We start from the raw sequence: 15,818 nt of genomic DNA, 5'->3' as shown, positions 1-15,818 counted from the left end.
GGTTGCCGCCATATTCGACGAAGGCCGCCTGCAGCGACGGCTCAACGCGCGTCACCTTGGCGAGATAGATATTCCCTCGAAGCTGCTTTCGGTTCTGGCTCTCGAAATCGAACTCTTCAACGCGGTTCCCGTCGACGACCACCACACGCGTCTCTTCCGCGTGGGCTGCGTCGATCAACATAGTCTTGGACATTAGTTTCTCCGCGGCGCGCGGGGGCTACGTGGCCCGGGCGCTGCCGGCAAATGGGACGAGCGCGCGCGTAGGCCGCGAACGCGCCGGAAACGGCGGTTCGGGAGGCCTTGGGGCCAGATGTGGCTCGAGCTGCGCAGCTCATCGGGTGTGTTCCTAGGCGCGTCCCGAAGGATGCGGATCGGAGGATGCGTCGCCACCGAGTACTCGGTCGAAGCCGACGCCGGCTTGGTTTTGTCGCGTGGCGTTCGGGCCCGGAACGGGCGCTCCGACGTCGCGCGGCGGGACATTGCAACACCAGCCGTCAAAAGGAAAGCGCGTGCTCACGCTATCGTTGATGGCGGCAAGACCTCGTTAACCCTTTGTCTACGAGGTCGGGGGCTATATGGGTGATCGGTTCGCGCGACGCGAATCTCCGTGTTTTCGGGGCTTTAGCATGTTGGGGCGGCTCAAGGGCGCGGTGATGAACGGGCGGGGGCGCATGATCGCCGCCTCCTGCGCCGTGGCCGTCGGGCTTGCAGCCTTCGCCGTGGGACACGCCGCCACCGAGACCGCGGGGCTGATCAAGGTGCGCATGGGCGGTGATTCCGCCGAGACCCGCCTGGTGATCGAGCTGGACGGCGCCACCAGCGCCAAGGTCGTCTCGGACGGCTCTACCGACCGCCGGGTCGTGGTCATGCTGCCCAACGTCATCGCCGGCCAGACCCAGCAGGGCGCCGGGCGGGGCGTGGTCCGCGCCTGGACGGTGGACCAGGCCCAGGGCGGGGCCCGGCTTCAACTCGAACTCGCCGGCGACGCCCGGCTGAAGCGTCGCTTCCTGCTGCCGCCCGCCGACGGCGTGGCCAACTATCGCTATGTGATCGATGTGGCCGCCGCCGCCCCCGGCGCCGTGGTCACCTCGACCAAGGCCGTCAACCCGCCCGCCCAGATCCGCACCCAGTTCCTGCCGGTGAAGAAGCCGGCCCTGCCGCTCAAGAAGGTGGTGGTGATCGACGCCGGCCACGGCGGCCGCGACATCGGGGCCCAGGGCGCCAACGGGGTGGAGAAGGACGTCAACCTGGCCGCGGCGCTCACCCTGGCGGAACAGCTGAACCGCACCGGCCGCTACAAGGTGGTGATGACCCGCACGTCCGACGTCTACGTCCCGCTGGAGGACCGCGTCCGGGTGGCCCAGCGCGCGGGCGCCGACCTCTTCATCTCGCTGCACTCCGACTCGGCGCCCGAGACCAACCTCAAGGGCGCCAGCGTCTACACCCTGTCGGACAAGGCCTCCGCCCGCGCGACCAAGTTCGTCAGCCGCGACGACTGGTTCATGAAGGCCAGCCTCAGCGGCGACCAGGGCGTGCGCGACATCCTGTTCGACCTCACGCAACGGGCTACGCGAAACCGTTCGGCGGTGTTCGCCCAGACGCTGGTGGCCAACATCGAGGGCAAGGCGCCGCTGCTGCGCCGCAGCCACCGCGACGCGGGGTTCATGGTCCTGCTGGCTCCCGACGTGCCGGCGGTGCTGCTGGAGATGGGCTTCGTCAACAACCCCGACGACGAGGCGCGGCTGCGCGACCCCGCCGCCCGCACCCGGTTGATGCGCGCCGTCACCAACGCCATCGACGCCCACTTCGGCGAACAGGTGAAGCTCGCGTCGCGCTGACGCAGGCGCGTCGTCCGGGCGTTGGCGCCCGCCCCAACACAGTTTAGACCACGGCCGGTGGAGCGCCCGCCCGGCCAGTCTCAGTTGAACCCGCCCCTCGCGCCCGGCCGTCCGCCGTCGCGGTGGCTCGGCATCGTGGGCGTGGCGGCCCTCAGCTTCGTCGCCGCGGCCGCGGTGGCGGTCGGCGTCTATGCCGCCTGGCTGTTCCACGACATGCCCGACGCGGGTGACCTGGTTGACTATCATCCCGCCACGGCGACCCGCGCCTATGCCTGGGATGGCACGCTGATCGGCGAGTTCTCGCGCGAGCGGCGCATCTTCGTGCCCTACGACGCGATCCCCGCCCAGACGGCCCAGGCGTTCCTGGCCGCCGAGGACCACGGCTTCTTCCAGCATGGCGGCGTCGACGTGGGCGGCTTCGGCCGCGCCATGGTCAAGAACGTCATCAACCTGGCCCAGGGCCGTCGGCTGGAGGGCGGCTCGACCATCACCCAGCAGGTGGCCAAGAACATCCTGCTGACCAGCGACCAGACCATCGGGCGCAAGCTCAAGGAGGCGATCCTGGCCTCCCAGCTCGAACAGACGCTCTCCAAGGAGCGGATCCTCGAGCTCTATATGAACGAGATCTGGCTCGGCTACCGCTCGTACGGCGTGGGCGCGGCCGCCTACAACTACTTCGGCAAGTCGCTCAGCGAGCTGACCCTGGCCGAGAGCGCCTACCTCGCCGCCCTGCCGAAGGGGCCCGACAACTATCATCCGATGCGCCGCAAGGCCCAGGCGATCGCGCGCCGCAACTGGGTGATCGACCAGATGGCCGACTTGGGCTGGGTGACCCGCGCCGAGGCCAAGGCGGCGATGGCCGAGGACCTGGTCGTGCAGCCCGCGCCGACCCGCTCGCAGTACCGGGACGCGGACTACTTCGTCGAGGAGGTGCGCCGCATCGCCCTCAACATGAAGGAACTGGGCGACGAGCGGCTGAACGCCGGCGGCTACTACATGCGCACGACCCTGGATCCGCAGCTCCAGAGCGCGGCCAAGCTGGCGCTGATGAAGGGGCTGGAGACCTACGACCGCCGCCACGGCTGGCGCGGCGCCTTCGGCCACGTCACCACGCTGCAGGGCTGGGAAGACATCGCCCGCAAGACCGTCAAGCCGCGCGAACGCCAGGAGTGGAAGCGCGCCGTGGTGACCAGCGTCGCCGGCGGGGCCGTCGAGGTGCGCACGGTGGACGGCAGCACGGGCAATCTGGCCGGCCAGGACGTCTCGTGGGCCCGCGCGGGCAAGGGCATCGGCACGGGCGACCTGGTGTTCGTCGAGCCCAACAAGGAAGGCGGCGGCTTCCGCCTGAAGCAGGTGCCGGCGGTGAACGGCGCCCTGGTGGCCATGGAGCCCTATTCCGGCCGGGTGGTGGCGATGGTCGGCGGCTACTCCTTCTCGCTGTCCAGCTTCAACCGCGCCACCCAGGCGCTGCGCCAGCCGGGCTCGTCGTTCAAGCCGATCGTCTACGCGGCGGCGCTGGAGAGCGGCTATACCCCGGCGAGCACGGTGCTCGACGCGCCGATCACGCTCAGGGGCTATGGCGGCAAGGACTGGAGCCCCGAGAACTACAGCCGCGACTACTACGGCGCGCTCACCCTGCGCAAAGGGCTGGAGCTGTCGCGCAACACCATGACCGTGCGCCTGGCGCAGAGCGTCGGCATGACCAAGATCGCGGGCCTGGCCGAACGCCTGGGCGTGACCAAGAAGATGGACAAGGTCCTGGCCATGGCCCTGGGGTCGGGCGAGACCACCACCTACCGGATGGCCGCGGCCTATTCGACCTTCGTCAACGGCGGCAAGCTGGTGCAGCCGCACCTGATCGAGGTGGTCGAGGACCGCAACGGCAAGGTCATCTGGCGCGCCGACCGGCGGCAGTGCGACCGCTGCACCGCCGGGTTCTCGGGCGACGAGAGCCCGCGCATCCCGCGGACGGGCGACCAGGTCATGGACCCGATCACCGCCTACCAGATCACCTCCATGCTGGAGGGGGTGGTCCAGCGGGGCACGGCGACTCAGGCGTCGTCCATCGGCAAGCCCCTGGGCGGCAAGACCGGCACGACCAACGACTACCGGTCGGCCTGGTTCATGGGCTTCTCGCCGCACCTGGTCGTGGGGGTCTACATCGGCTTCGACGACAACCGCAGCCTCGGCAACAACGAGACCGGCAGCGTGGCCGCCGTGCCGATCTTCGTCGACTTCATGGGGCAGGCCCTGAAGGACAAGCCGGCGGAACCGTTCAAGGCCCCCGCCAACGCCAAGTACGCCATGATCCGCGGCATCCGCGAAGCCTTCCGGCCTGGAACCGAACCCCAGGCCTCGACGCTGGGGCTGGGCGCGGCGGGCGTGCCGGCGGGCCCGCAGCCCTACAATCAGGTCTTCGGCGACGGCAATGTCACCGGCGCCCCCAACGCGGCCGCCGCGGTCGCGCCCCAGGCGCCGCCGCCGAAGAAGAAGGACGACCTGTCCGACCTGTTCTGAGTTTCTTGTGTTGTGCGCCGGCGCGGGCTAGAGCCCGCCGCTCTGGATTTTTGGGAGTCTCTCCATGAGAGCGGATGTCGAGGCCGCCAAGGCCGACATCGAGCAGTCGATCGAACTGCTCAGGAGGCGTCTTTGACTGGGAACCGGCCCTCCGTAAACTCGACGAACTGAACGCCCGGGTCGAGGACCCGACCCTCTGGGACAAGCCCGCCGAGGCCCAGGCCGTCTCGCGGGAGCGCTCGCGGCTGTCCGCCCAGGTGGAGGCCGTCCAGTCGCTGGAACGCGACCTCGCCGACGCCGTCGGCTACGCCGAGATGGCCGAGGAGGAGGGCGACGAGGCCAGCTTCCAGGAAGCCACCGCCCAGCTCCGCGCCATCAAGGAGCGCGCCAGCCGCGCCGAGCTGGAAGCCCTGCTCTCGGGCGAGGCGGACGGCAACGACGCCTTCGTGGAAATCAACTCCGGGGCCGGCGGCACCGAGTCCAACGACTGGGCCGGCATGCTGCTGCGCATGTACACCCGCTGGGCCAACGCCCACGGCATGGAGGTGGATTTCCTGGAAGAGACCTCCGGCGAACAGGCGGGCATCAAGTCCGTGACGCTGCAGGTGAAGGGCCCCAACGCCTATGGCTGGCTGAAGACCGAGGCGGGGGTCCACCGCCTGGTCCGGATCTCGCCCTTCGACGCCGCCGCCAAGCGGCATACGAGCTTCGCCTCGGTCTGGGTCTATCCGGTGGTGGACGACACCATCGAGATCGAGATCAACCCCGCCGACGTGCGCACGGACACCTACCGCGCCTCGGGCGCCGGCGGCCAGCACGTGAACAAGACCGACTCGGCGGTGCGCCTGACGCACATCCCCACGGGCATCGTCGTCGCCTGTCAGAACCAGCGCTCGCAGCACCAGAACCGCGACCAGGCCTGGAAGATGCTGAAGGCCCGCCTCTACGAGGCCGAGCTGGAGAAGCGGGAGGCGGCCCAGGCGGCGATCGAGGACCAGAAGACCGACATCGGCTGGGGTCACCAGATCCGCAGCTATGTCCTGCAGCCGTACCAGATGGTCAAGGACCTGCGCACCGACGTGGAGACCAGCGACACCGACGGCGTCCTCGACGGCGACCTCGACCGCTTCATGGGCGCCGCCCTGGCCCAGCGCGTGGGCGCGACGCGGGAGTAGCTACTCCGCCGCCACCACGCTGAGGGCAGGGGTCTCCTCGGCGGGCCGGACCAGGGCCAGGCTGCGGCCTTCGAAGTGGGCGCCGGCTTCGATGGCCAGTTCCGTGTGGCTGATGTCGCCGTCCACGTGGGCGGTGGCCCAGAGGCGGACCTGCCGGGCGCAGATGGTGCCGGTGACCCGGCCGCGCACCTCGATGCTGTCGGCCAGGATCGTGCCGGTCACGACGCCGGCCTCGCCGATGGTCATGTGGTTCACGCGGATGTCGCCCTCGACGGCGCCATCGAGATGCAGATCGCCTTCCGTCGAGAGGTCGCCCTGGAGGCGCACCCCTTCGGCGACCAGGGACGCGACGGTCAGCTTGCGCGCGGGAGAGGGGTCGGAGGGCGCCGCGGCGCCCTTATTCTGTGGCTTGGAGAACATACTGCCCGGCCTTCAGGAAGCGGCCCGGGTTCTGGGCCCGACCGTTGACCCATACCTCATAGTGCAGGTGGGTCCCAGTCGAACGGCCCGTCGAGCCCATGGAAGCGATCCTCTGCCCAACCGCTACGCGCTGGCCGCGCTGGACCGCGAAACCGGAGAGGTGGGCGTAGCGGGTCTTGAGGCCGCGGCCGTGGTCGATCTCGACGACGTTGCCGTAGCCGGAGCGCTGGCCGGTGAACGAGACGACGCCGGGGCCGGTCGAATAGATCGGCGTGGCGTGGCCGCCGTTGAAGTCCAGCCCCGAGTGATAGGCCGGCCGGCGGGTGAAGGGATCGAACCGGACGCCGAAGCCGCTGGTCTGCTGGCCGGACGCGGTCGGGCGGGCCAGGGGCAGGTCTTCCGCCGCATCGCCCAGCGCCTTGGCTTCGGAGAGGTCGCGGGCCGCGCGCTGGATGCGCATGGCGAAATCCTCGTCCACGTCCAGCACCGCCGCCAGGGCGCTGGGATCCTTGGACTCGATCAGCGGGCCGCCGAGGGAATTGGAGCGATCCACGAAAGACGTCGGCGACAGGCCGGCCATGCGGAACGCCAGACGCAGCCGGTCGGCGCGCCCCTTGGCGAAGCCATCGGCCGCCTCCAGGAGTTGTTCCTGGCCGATGCGCACCATCTCGACCCGGCGGACCGGGTTGGTGTCGCCGCTCGCGAGCGCGCGGTTGATGGCGGGCGTCAGGGCCTCGGCCGCGCCGGGCGCGCCCTTCATGTCGGTGAGCAGCAGGGCGAGGGCGGCGTGGCGCTTCTCGATCGCGGCGGCGGCGTCCTGGTTCGAGCCCGAGGCCGCGTTCAGCCGGGCCATGGCGCTGTCCAGCCGGGCCTGGCGGTCGGCGACGTAGCGCTCGGACTGCGCCTTGAGCTTGGCGATCTCGCGGTCGGCGGCCGATGCGGACAAGAGGTTGACCAGCATCGCCGCCGTGCAGACACCCATCCAGAGGGCGCCCGTGGCGACGCCGCCGGCGATGACCAACTGCTTCCTGGTGGTGAGAACGAAGGCCTTCATGGCCCCGCCGGAGCGGACGTAGAGATGCCGTTCCGGGAACAGCCCTACGAGCGAGCGGCCGAGCTGCGCCAGACGTTGCATGCGTGCCGGAAGTCCCCAACCTTTCGGTGCTGGCGATATGCGACGACTTTTTTTCGACAAGCAAGCGGTTCGAAGGATGTTCCGCCCCGAAGCGACCAGGGGCCGCACAGGTTTATCGATTATCGCTGATTGCCGTCACAAACCGCGCGCAGCGTCCAGCACCTGCTGGGCGTGGCCAGGCACCTTCACCTTGCGCCAGGCCTTCACCAGCTTGCCGTCCCGGATCAGGAAGGTGGACCGGTCGATGCCCATGTACTTGCGGCCGTAGAGGCTCTTCTCGACCCAGGAGCCATAGCGCTCGATCACTTCGCCTTCGGGGTCGGAGCCCAGCGGGATGGTCAGGTCGTACTTGGCGGTGAACTTCCGGTGTTTGGCGACCGTGTCCTTGGAGACGCCGATCACGGTGACGCCCGCCTTGGCGAACTCGGGGGCCAGGGCGGTGAAGTCCTGGGCCTCCTTGGTGCAGCCGGCGGTGTCGTCCTTGGGGTAGAAGTAGAGCACCACGGTCTTGCCGGCGAAGTCCGCGAGCCTGACCCGGCCGTCCGCGGTTTCGAGATCGAAGTCCGGCGCGGGCGCGCCTTCGGTCACGTCGGTCATTGTCGCTCCTCTTCCCTCCCTTGATGGGGAGGGACAGCTCGCCGGAGGCCAGCAGGGTGAGGGAGTGCGATCCTCCTCCACGCCTGCGTTCCGGCCCCTACATCCTCGCCCTGGCCGCTGGCGCGGCCTGTCCCTCCCCATCAAGGGAGGGACAGGCGCTAGACAGGCCTCACCAGTACGATCTTCTTCTTCCCCGCCGCCAGCTTCACGACGCCGTCCACCAGGTCGGCCGAGGTCAGCACGCGGTTGGCGTCCGGCTCGGCCTTGTCGTTGACGCGCAGGCCGCCGCCCTGGGCGAGGCGACGGGCCTCGCCCTTGGAGCCGGCCAGGCCGGCATCGGCGGCCAGGCCCGCGAGCTGGAGGCCCGCGTCCAGGTCGGCCTTGGGGACCTCGTGGGTGGGCAGGTCGCCGGAGACCCGGCCCTCCTCGAAGGCGGCCTTGGCGGCCGCCTCCGCGGTCGCCGCGGCCTCGGCCCCGTGCAGCATCGTCGTCGCCGCGTTCGCCAGCACCTTCTTGGCCTCGTTGATTTCGGCGCCCGGCAGAGCCTCCAGGCGGGCGATCTCGTCCAGCGGCAGGTCCGTGAACAGCTTCATGAAGCGGCCCACGTCGGCGTCCTCGGTGTTCCGCCAGAACTGCCAGTAGTCGTAGGGGCTGCGCATGTCGGCGTTCAGCCACACGGCCCCGCCCACCGTCTTGCCCATCTTCTGCCCGGACGCCGTGGAGAGCAGGGGCGTCGTCAGGCCGAAGGCGGGCTTGGCGTCGACGCGGCGGATCAGCTCCACCCCGTTGACGATGTTCCCCCACTGGTCCGAGCCGCCCATCTGCAGCACGCAGCCGTTGCGGCGCTCCAGTTCCAGGAAGTCCACCGACTGCATCAGCATGTAGTTGAACTCGAGGAACGTCATCGGCTGTTCGCGTTCCAGCCGCTGCTTGACGCTTTCGAACGCCAGCATCCGGTTGACCGTGAAGTGCACCCCGAACTCGCGCAGGAAGTCGACGTAGCCGTACGTCGAGAGCCAGTCGTCGTTGTCGACCATGATCGCGTCGGTGGGCCCGTCGCCGAAGGTCAGGAACTTGGCGAACACTGTCTTGATCGAGGCGATGTTGGCCTGGATCTGGGCCTCGGTCAGCAGCGGGCGCGACTGGTCCTTGTCGGTCGGATCCCCGATCTTGGTGGTCCCGCCACCCATAAGGACGATGGGCTTGTGCCCGCTTTGCTGCAGCCGGCGCAGCATCATGATCTGGATCAGCGAGCCCACGTGCAGCGAGGCGGCGGTGGCGTCGAAGCCGATGTAGGCGGTGATCACGCCCTTGGCCGCCGCCTCGTCCAGCTCGGCCGGGTGCGTGACCTGATGGATGTAGCCGCGCTCCTGCAGCACCTTCAGGAAGTCGGACTTGAACGCGGTGTCGGTCATCGGCGGCGGAATCCCTGCGGCGGGGCGGTCTTCAGTGAGTGGGCCGCGCTCTAGCACGGGCGCGGCGAGGATTTCGAGGGACATGGCAGGCTCCTTGGGATGAGGGAGGCCGGCGTTCCATCGCGGGATGTTCGGAAAGCGCCGGCCGGGGAGGGCAGGCGCGTCGGATCGGTCGCCTGCTAGAGGGGCAGGCGGTAATAGCGGCCGGTGCGGGCGGCGGGACCGATCATGGCGGCTAGCTACCCGTTCGCGGACATGGCAGTCAACGGTCATGCTCGTGCTGGGATTCATGACCGGGACCTCGCTGGACGCCGTGGACATGGCGGTCCTGGAGACCGACGGCGAGGCGATCCAGGCGTTCGGCCCGGCGGGCGAACGCAAGCTCACCGACGCCACGCGCAACGTGCTGCTGGAGGCGACGCAGCAAGCCTTGAAGTGGGAACGCGGGACGCCGCCGCCGACGATCTTTCCCCATGCCGCCGAGATGGTGGCCGAGGAGCACTTCTCCGCCGCCGAGGCCTTTCTCCAGGCCAACGATCTGTCGTGGCCCGACATCGACCTGATCGGCATGCATGGCCAGACGGTCCTGCACGAGCGGCCGCGCGAGGGCGCGCCGGGCCGGACGGTGCAGCTGGGCGACGCCGCCATGCTGGCCAGGTTGACGGGGCGCCCGGTCGCCTACGACTTCCGCACGGCCGACGTGGCCGCGGGCGGGCAGGGCGCGCCGCTGGCGCCGATCTACCACCTGGCCCGGGCTAAGGCCTCGGGGCTGCAGCCGCCGCTGGCGGTGCTGAATGTCGGCGGGGTGGCGAACGTCACCTTCTGGACCGGCGGGGAGGAGATCGCGGCCTTCGACACCGGCCCCGGCAACGGGATGATCGACCTTCTGGTCCAGGCGCGGGGCGCCGGCCGCTACGACGCGGGCGGCAAGTACGCCAGCGTCGGCCGGGCGGACGAGGGCGTCGTGCGGGCCCTGCTGGCCCATCCCTATTTCGAGGCGCCGCCGCCGAAATCCCTGGACCGCTTCGACTTCTCGCTGGAGCCGCTGGAGCCGCTTCAGCTCGAAGACGCCGCCGCCACGCTCGTGGCCTTCACCGCCGAGGCCGTGAAGGCCGGCTTCGAGATGATGGGCGCAGCGCCGACCGAGGTGATCGTCACCGGAGGCGGTCGGCACAATCCCGAGATCATGAAGGCCCTGGCCGAGCGGCTGCCCATGCCGGTGAAGACCGCTGAGGACCACGGCTGGCGGGGCGATTCCATCGAGGCCGAGGCCTTCGCCTATCTGGCGGCCCGCACGTTCCGCGGCCTGCCCATCTCGTTTCCGAAAACCACCGGCGTTCCGCAGGCCATGACCGGCGGGCGTATCGTCAGGCCTTGAGGGGAAAGTTCATGCGCAAGCTTCGTTGGATCGCCGGCGCCGCCATTGCGCTGGCCCTCTCGGCGCCCGCCGCGGCCCAGGGTTTCGATAAGGCGGTCTTCGCCAAGGCCAAGGCGGTCCAGCCCAAGGTCGTCGAGTGGCGGCGGGACATCCACGAGCATCCCGAACTGGGCAACAACGAGGTCCGCACCGCCGCGCTGGTGGCCGCGCACCTGAAGAAGCTCGGCATCGAGGTCCGCACCGGCGTCGCCAAGACCGGCGTGGTCGGCGTGCTGAAGGGCGGCAGGCCCGGCGGGGTGGTGGCGCTGCGGGCCGACATGGACGCCCTGCCGGTGGCCGAGCAGACCGGCGTGCCCTTCGCCTCGAAGGTGAGGGCCACCTACAACGGCGCGGAGGTCGGCGTGATGCACGCCTGCGGCCACGACGCCCACGTGGCGATCCTGATGGGCGCGGCCGAGGTGCTGGCCAGCATGAGGGACCAGATCCCCGGCACGGTCGTCTTCCTGTTCCAGCCCGCCGAGGAGGGACCGCCTGCGGGCGAGGAGGGCGGCGCGCCCCTGATGATCAAGGAAGGCGCCCTGGCCAATCCGGCGCCCAGCGCGGTGTTCGGCCTGCACGTGATCCCGGGCGAGCCCGGCTCGCTGGTCTGGCGCTCCGGACCGATGATGGCGGGCTCCGACGGCTACGAGATCAAGCTGAAGGGCAAGCAGACCCACGGCGCCAACCCGTCGGCCGGCATCGACATCGCCTCGATGCAGGCCGAGATCGTCCTGGCCTTCAACCAGATCGCCGCGCGCCAGATCAACGTGACCCGCACGCCGACCATCCTGACCGTCGCCACGGTGCACGGCGGCGTCCGCGGCAACATCATCCCCGACGACATGACCCTGGGCGGCACGCTGCGCACCTTCGATCCGGCCCTGCGCAAGGACATCATCGCCCGCATCGAGAAGACGGTGGACTCGATCGCCACCCGCTACGGCGGCAAGGGCGAGGTGGTCTGGAACACGCCCAATCCGGTCACCAGCAACGACCCGGCGCTGACCGCCAAGATGAAACCCACCCTCGGCCGCGCCGCCCAGGGCAAGATCAAGGACGACATCGACTTCATCACCGGCGCCGAGGACTTCTCGTACTACCAGCAGAAGATCCCCGGCCTGTTCTACGACCTGGGCATCGGCTTCCCGAAGGGCGTGAACCACTCGCCGTTCTTCAACGTGATGGACGAGGGCGCCATGGAAGTCGGCGTCCGCGCCCAGGCCCTGACGGCCCTCGACTACCTCGCCGGCCTGAAGAAGTGACTCCGCGTCTCCCCAACCGCGCTTGATGCGCCGAGGGGCGCCGGGAAACCGATAGTCGCTCCCCCCTCCGGGGGAGCTGTCGGCGAAGCCGACTGAGGGGGTATACGTCGAAGAATGTTCTAGTTATGTTCCACCCCCATGCATGCCCCGTCCGCCGCGCGCGATGTCGCCCGACGCCTGCGTCGCGACACCAGCCTGCCGGAAGGACTGCTCTGGCGCGCCATCAAAGGACGGAAGCTCTTGGGCTTTCGGTTTCGACGGCAGCATCCCATGGGCCCGTACGTGCTGGATTTCTACTGCCGCGAACTGATGTTGTGCGTGGAGATTGATGGGGCGTCGCACAGCCTGGGAGACCAGCCTCAACGGGACGTGCGCCGGGATCGATGGTTGGCGGCGCGTGGCGTCCGCACCGTCAGGCTCTCCGCATCGTCGGTCCTGGAGGATGTGGACGATGCGGTGGGGACGATCATCGGCATTCTGGAGACTGAAGGCGTTGCGCGGGCCCCCTCCGTCGCCTTCGGCGACACCTCCCCCGGAGGGGGGAGGGACTAAGGGGGCAGATGAGCTGCCCTAACGTCCCTCTTGCCGTTCAAACATTCGTTCGGCAGGCTGAACGCCGATAACATGACGGCGGAGGACGACGATGGCGGCGGACGACCTGGGCTTCGACCCGAACGCACTGCGTGAGAAGTATCGGGCCGAGCGGGACAAGCGCCTGCGCGCCGACGCCAGCGAGCAGTACGTCGAGATCGCCGGCCAATTCGCCCACTACCTGGAAGACCCCTACGTCCAGCCGGTCGAGCGGGCGCCCATCGACGAGGCGGTCGAGGTCGTGGTGATCGGCGGCGGCTTCGGCGGCCAGCTCGCCGCGGCGCGGCTGCGCGAGGCGGGCGTCCAGGACATCCGCATCATCGAGAAGGGCGGCGACTTCGGCGGCACCTGGTACTGGAACCGCTATCCCGGCGCGGCCTGCGACATCGAAAGCTACATCTACCTGCCGCTGCTGGAGGAGGTGGGCTACCTGCCGGTCGAGAAGTACTCCCGCGCGCCCGAGATCCTGCGCCACAGCCGCGCCATCGGCGAGAAGTTCGACCTCTACAAGGGCGCGCTCTTCCAGACCGAGGTCAAGGAACTGCGCTGGGACGAGGCGGCCGCGCGCTGGACCGTCTCCACAAACCGCGGCGACGCCCTGCGGGCCCGCTTCGTGGTCATGGCCAACGGACCCCTGCATCGGCCGAAGCTGCCGGGCATTCCGGGCGTCGAGAGCTTCAAGGGCCACAGCTTCCACACCAGCCGCTGGGACTACGAGTACACGGGCGGCGATTCCAACGGCGGCCTGACGGGCCTGAAGGACAAGCGGGTCGGGATCATCGGCACCGGCGCCACCGCGGTCCAATGCGTGCCGCACCTGGGGGAGTGGGCCAAGGAGCTCTACGTCTTCCAGCGCACTCCCTCGTCCATCGACGTGCGCAACAACCGCCCCACCGATCCCGAGTGGGCCGCCAGCCTGCAGCCCGGCTGGCAGCAGGAGCGCATGGACAACTTCAACGTCCTGGTCTCCGGCGGCTTCGCCGACAAGGACCTGGTCAACGACGGCTGGACCGACATCATCGGCAACATCCTGCTCCTGGCCCGCAAGAAGGCCGAGGCCGGCGAGAAGGTCGAGAACCCCGCCGAGCTGATGCAGCTGGCCGACTTCAAGAAGATGGAGCAGGTCCGCGCCCGCGTGGATGCGGTGGTCGAAGATCCCGCCAAGGCCGAGGCGCTGAAGCCCTGGTACAACCAGTTCTGCAAGCGCCCCTGCTTCCACGACGAGTATCTGACGACCTTCAACCGGCCGAACGTCCACCTCATCGACACCAAGGGCAAAGGCGTCGAGCGGATCACCGAGAACGCCATCGTCGTGGACGGCAAGGCATACGAGGTCGACTGCCTTATCTACGCCACCGGCTTCGAGGTCGGCACCGACTACACCCGCCGCTCGGGCTACGAGCTGTACGGCCGCGGCGGCCAGACCCTGACCGACAAGTGGAAGAACGGGGCCGAGACGCTGCACGGCGTGCTCTCGCGCGGCTTCCCCAACTGCTTCATCGTCTCGAACGTGCAGTCCGGCTTCAGCGCCAACTTCCCGCACATGATCAACGAGCAGTCCAAGCACATCGCCTATCTCGTGAAGAGCGCGATGGAGCGGCAGGCCCGGGTGGTGGAGCCGTCGGAGGAGGCCGAACAGGCCTGGGTGGACACCATCGTGAAGCTCGCGATCATGCGCGAGGCGTTCCTCAAGGAATGCACGCCCGGCTACTACAACAACGAGGGCAAGCCCGAGGCCATGACGGCCAAGAACGGCTCCTATGGCGCAGGTCCGGTGGCCTTCACCAAGGTGCTGGAGGAGTGGCGCGCCGAAGGGTCGCTGAAGGGCCTGGAACTGACGCCCTAGGTCCTCTGCACAAACTCTGCACATGAACCGGGCCGCCTGCGCACGGCGGCTCGGGCAGGGCGCGACGCCACCACTCTAGGACGATCCCGGAACAAGGGGACGTCCCGCATGCCGACGCGGCTTCCGAGCTTCTGGATCAAGGTTGCGCTCACGCTCGGCCTGGCCGCCGCGGCGGACCTGTTGTTCGTCGGCGCCCCCGGCGTTGGACTGAACCTCGGCCTCTTCAGCCTGGCCTTGGCCGCGGCGCTCGGCTTCGCCAACCCCGCGATCCGGCGTCATCGGACGGCCGTCGTCGCCCTGGCCGCCGCCGTCCTCCTGGCGGCGCTCCAGATCGAGCGGGCCAGCCTCCTGACCTGTGTCCTGTTCGTGCTGGCCATGGCGGTCGCCGCCCTGGCGCCGCGGGCGCCGGCGGGCGAGGACGGCTGGCGCTGGGCTCAGCGGCTTGTCGCGGGCGGCTTGAAGGCCTTGCTGGGCCCGGCCCTGGACCTGCGCAGTCTCTTGAAGGCTCGCGCCCGCCGCCGTCCGGTCAAGGTCGCCGCGGTCATCGCCGGCGCCGCGCTGCCTTTGGTCGGCGGGGCGGTGTTCGTCGGCCTGTTCGCCGCCGCGAACCCGGTGATCGAGGCGCAACTGGGCGCCATCTACCTGGGAGAGCCCGATCCGCCCCGGCTGATCTTCTGGGTGTTGGTCGGCGTGACGGCCTGGGCCGTGCTCCGCCCGCGCGGCCTTCGGCGCACCTTCCGCATTCCCGGGCTGGACGGCGACCTTGGCGTCCCGGGCGCGACGACAGCGTCCGTCGCCGTCTCGCTGGCGGTGTTCAACCTCATCTTCGCGGTGCAGAACGCCCTGGATATCGCCTTTCTCTGGGGCGGAGCGGGCCTGCCGCCAGGCGTCACCTTCGCCGACTACGCGCACCGGGGCGCCTATCCTCTGATCGCCACGGCGATCCTCGCGGGCGCGTTCGTCCTGGTCTTCCTGCGGCCGGGGTCGGCCACCGCCGGGTCTCCAGTGGTCCGGAATCTCGTGGGACTGTGGATCGCGCAGAACCTCTTCCTCGTGGCCTCCACCGCCCTGCGCACCCTCGACTATATCGACGCCTATTCGCTCACCCGCACCCGGATCGCGGCCCTCCTCTGGATGGCTCTGGTCGCCCTGGGCCTGGTCCTGATCTTCTGGCGCCTGCTCCGGGCCAGGAGCGGCGGCTGGTTGGTCAACGCCAATCTCCTGGCTGCCGGCCTGGTGCTGGCCGTCTGCAGTGTCGTCGACCTGGGCTCCATCGCCGCGGCCTGGAACGTGCGCCATGCCCGGGAGGTCGGTGGTCGCGGCGTGAACCTCGACCTCTGCTACATGCGCTCGCTCGGCGGGGCCGCCGCGGTCCCGCTCACCCGGATCGAGCATGGGGCCTACGACCCCGCCTTCCTGGAGCGGGTGGCCTTCACGCGCCGCGTGCTCATGGCTGAGATGGCCGAGCGCCAGGCGGACTGGCGGAGCTGGCGGTGGCGCGATGCGCGCCGGATCGATTGGGCCGAGCTCAACATCTATGAGAAGCCGGCGATGCCCGATGCGCGCGGCCGCGATTGCCACGGCTACCTTCGCCCGCCCGCCGCC

13 protein-coding genes are annotated in these 15,818 nt (G+C 69.4%); 8 read left to right on the top strand and 5 right to left on the bottom strand.

What is annotated here, in order from left to right; genetic code table 11:
* Nucleotides 1-193, bottom strand: a 193-nt coding sequence (locus tag AX721_RS20885; protein ID WP_156467301.1) for a hypothetical protein, incomplete at its 3' end; no start/stop codon positions are given.
* Between the two features lie 433 nt (nt 194-626).
* Here AX721_RS20885 and AX721_RS20880 point away from each other — a divergent pair.
* From AX721_RS20880 to prfB, 3 genes are all read left to right on the top strand, one after another.
* Complete coding sequence (locus AX721_RS20880; protein WP_231733150.1) at nt 627-1,838, top strand: N-acetylmuramoyl-L-alanine amidase; 1,212 nt, start codon at nt 627-629, stop codon at nt 1,836-1,838.
* A gap of 84 nt (nt 1,839-1,922) precedes the next feature.
* Nucleotides 1,923-4,355 carry a penicillin-binding protein 1A gene (locus AX721_RS20875; RefSeq protein ID WP_231733151.1) on the top strand — a complete coding sequence of 811 codons (2,433 nt, stop codon included), beginning with the start codon at nt 1,923-1,925 and terminating at the stop codon, nt 4,353-4,355.
* 64 nt (nt 4,356-4,419) lie between these two features.
* A protein-coding gene (gene prfB / locus AX721_RS20870; RefSeq protein ID WP_156467300.1) for a peptide chain release factor 2 occupies nt 4,420-5,530 on the top strand; the annotation gives its coding sequence in 2 pieces (ribosomal slippage) (nt 4,420-4,488 and nt 4,490-5,530; 1,110 coding nt in all).
* Here the strand turns inward: prfB and AX721_RS20865 are convergent.
* The 4 genes from AX721_RS20865 to tyrS all read right to left on the bottom strand — a co-directional run bounded on the left by AX721_RS20865 (nt 5,531) and on the right by tyrS (nt 9,097).
* Entirely contained in the window at nt 5,531-5,950 is a 420-nt protein-coding gene (locus tag AX721_RS20865; protein ID WP_068877905.1) for a polymer-forming cytoskeletal protein, read from the bottom strand. It lies immediately after the preceding gene.
* Entirely contained in the window at nt 5,928-7,085 is a 1,158-nt protein-coding gene (locus AX721_RS20860) for a M23 family metallopeptidase (protein ID WP_068877904.1), read from the bottom strand. Before AX721_RS20860 ends, AX721_RS20865 begins: the two co-directional genes overlap by 23 nt.
* A gap of 135 nt (nt 7,086-7,220) precedes the next feature.
* Nucleotides 7,221-7,682 (bottom strand): peroxiredoxin, encoded by a 462-nt coding sequence (locus tag AX721_RS20855; protein WP_068877903.1) that lies wholly within the window; start codon nt 7,680-7,682, stop codon nt 7,221-7,223.
* Nucleotides 7,683-7,840: 158 nt separating this feature from the next.
* Nucleotides 7,841-9,097 (bottom strand): tyrosine--tRNA ligase, encoded by a 1,257-nt coding sequence (gene tyrS, locus AX721_RS20850; RefSeq protein WP_068877902.1) that lies wholly within the window; start codon nt 9,095-9,097, stop codon nt 7,841-7,843.
* Nucleotides 9,098-9,386: 289 nt separating this feature from the next.
* Between tyrS and AX721_RS20845 the strand changes: the two genes are divergently transcribed.
* The 5 genes from AX721_RS20845 to AX721_RS20825 form a co-directional block, all read left to right on the top strand.
* Entirely contained in the window at nt 9,387-10,475 is a 1,089-nt protein-coding gene (locus tag AX721_RS20845; RefSeq protein WP_369796605.1) for an anhydro-N-acetylmuramic acid kinase, read from the top strand.
* A gap of 11 nt (nt 10,476-10,486) precedes the next feature.
* Nucleotides 10,487-11,776 (top strand): amidohydrolase, encoded by a 1,290-nt coding sequence (locus tag AX721_RS20840; protein ID WP_068877900.1) that lies wholly within the window; start codon nt 10,487-10,489, stop codon nt 11,774-11,776.
* 138 nt (nt 11,777-11,914) lie between these two features.
* Complete coding sequence (locus AX721_RS20835; RefSeq protein ID WP_082765269.1) at nt 11,915-12,328, top strand: endonuclease domain-containing protein; 414 nt, start codon at nt 11,915-11,917, stop codon at nt 12,326-12,328.
* A gap of 91 nt (nt 12,329-12,419) precedes the next feature.
* Nucleotides 12,420-14,213 (top strand): NAD(P)/FAD-dependent oxidoreductase, encoded by a 1,794-nt coding sequence (locus AX721_RS20830; protein ID WP_068877899.1) that lies wholly within the window; start codon nt 12,420-12,422, stop codon nt 14,211-14,213.
* 108 nt (nt 14,214-14,321) lie between these two features.
* On the top strand, nt 14,322-15,818 hold a 1,497-nt coding region (locus AX721_RS20825), incomplete at its 3' end, for a DUF4153 domain-containing protein (RefSeq protein ID WP_068877898.1).

It is taken from the genome of Phenylobacterium sp. CCH9-H3 (assembly GCF_001557235.1).
Taxonomy (GTDB): Bacteria; Pseudomonadota; Alphaproteobacteria; order Caulobacterales; family Caulobacteraceae; genus Phenylobacterium.
This window is presented reverse-complemented; position numbering and strand designations above follow the sequence as displayed.

Excerpts from the sequence above, each read along its gene's own strand:
- AX721_RS20880 (WP_231733150.1), top strand. The coding sequence starts at position 627 with ATGTTGGGGCGGCTCAAGGGCGCGGTGATGAACGGGCGGGGGCGCATG.
- AX721_RS20865 (WP_068877905.1), bottom strand. The coding sequence starts at position 5,950 with ATGTTCTCCAAGCCACAGAATAAGGGCGCCGCGGCGCCCTCCGACCCC.
- AX721_RS20860 (WP_068877904.1), bottom strand. The coding sequence starts at position 7,085 with ATGCAACGTCTGGCGCAGCTCGGCCGCTCGCTCGTAGGGCTGTTCCCG.
- AX721_RS20855 (WP_068877903.1), bottom strand. The coding sequence starts at position 7,682 with ATGACCGACGTGACCGAAGGCGCGCCCGCGCCGGACTTCGATCTCGAA.
- tyrS (WP_068877902.1), bottom strand. The coding sequence starts at position 9,097 with ATGACCGACACCGCGTTCAAGTCCGACTTCCTGAAGGTGCTGCAGGAG.
- AX721_RS20845 (WP_369796605.1), top strand. The coding sequence starts at position 9,387 with ATGACCGGGACCTCGCTGGACGCCGTGGACATGGCGGTCCTGGAGACC.
- AX721_RS20840 (WP_068877900.1), top strand. The coding sequence starts at position 10,487 with ATGCGCAAGCTTCGTTGGATCGCCGGCGCCGCCATTGCGCTGGCCCTC.
- AX721_RS20835 (WP_082765269.1), top strand. The coding sequence starts at position 11,915 with ATGCATGCCCCGTCCGCCGCGCGCGATGTCGCCCGACGCCTGCGTCGC.
- AX721_RS20830 (WP_068877899.1), top strand. The coding sequence starts at position 12,420 with ATGGCGGCGGACGACCTGGGCTTCGACCCGAACGCACTGCGTGAGAAG.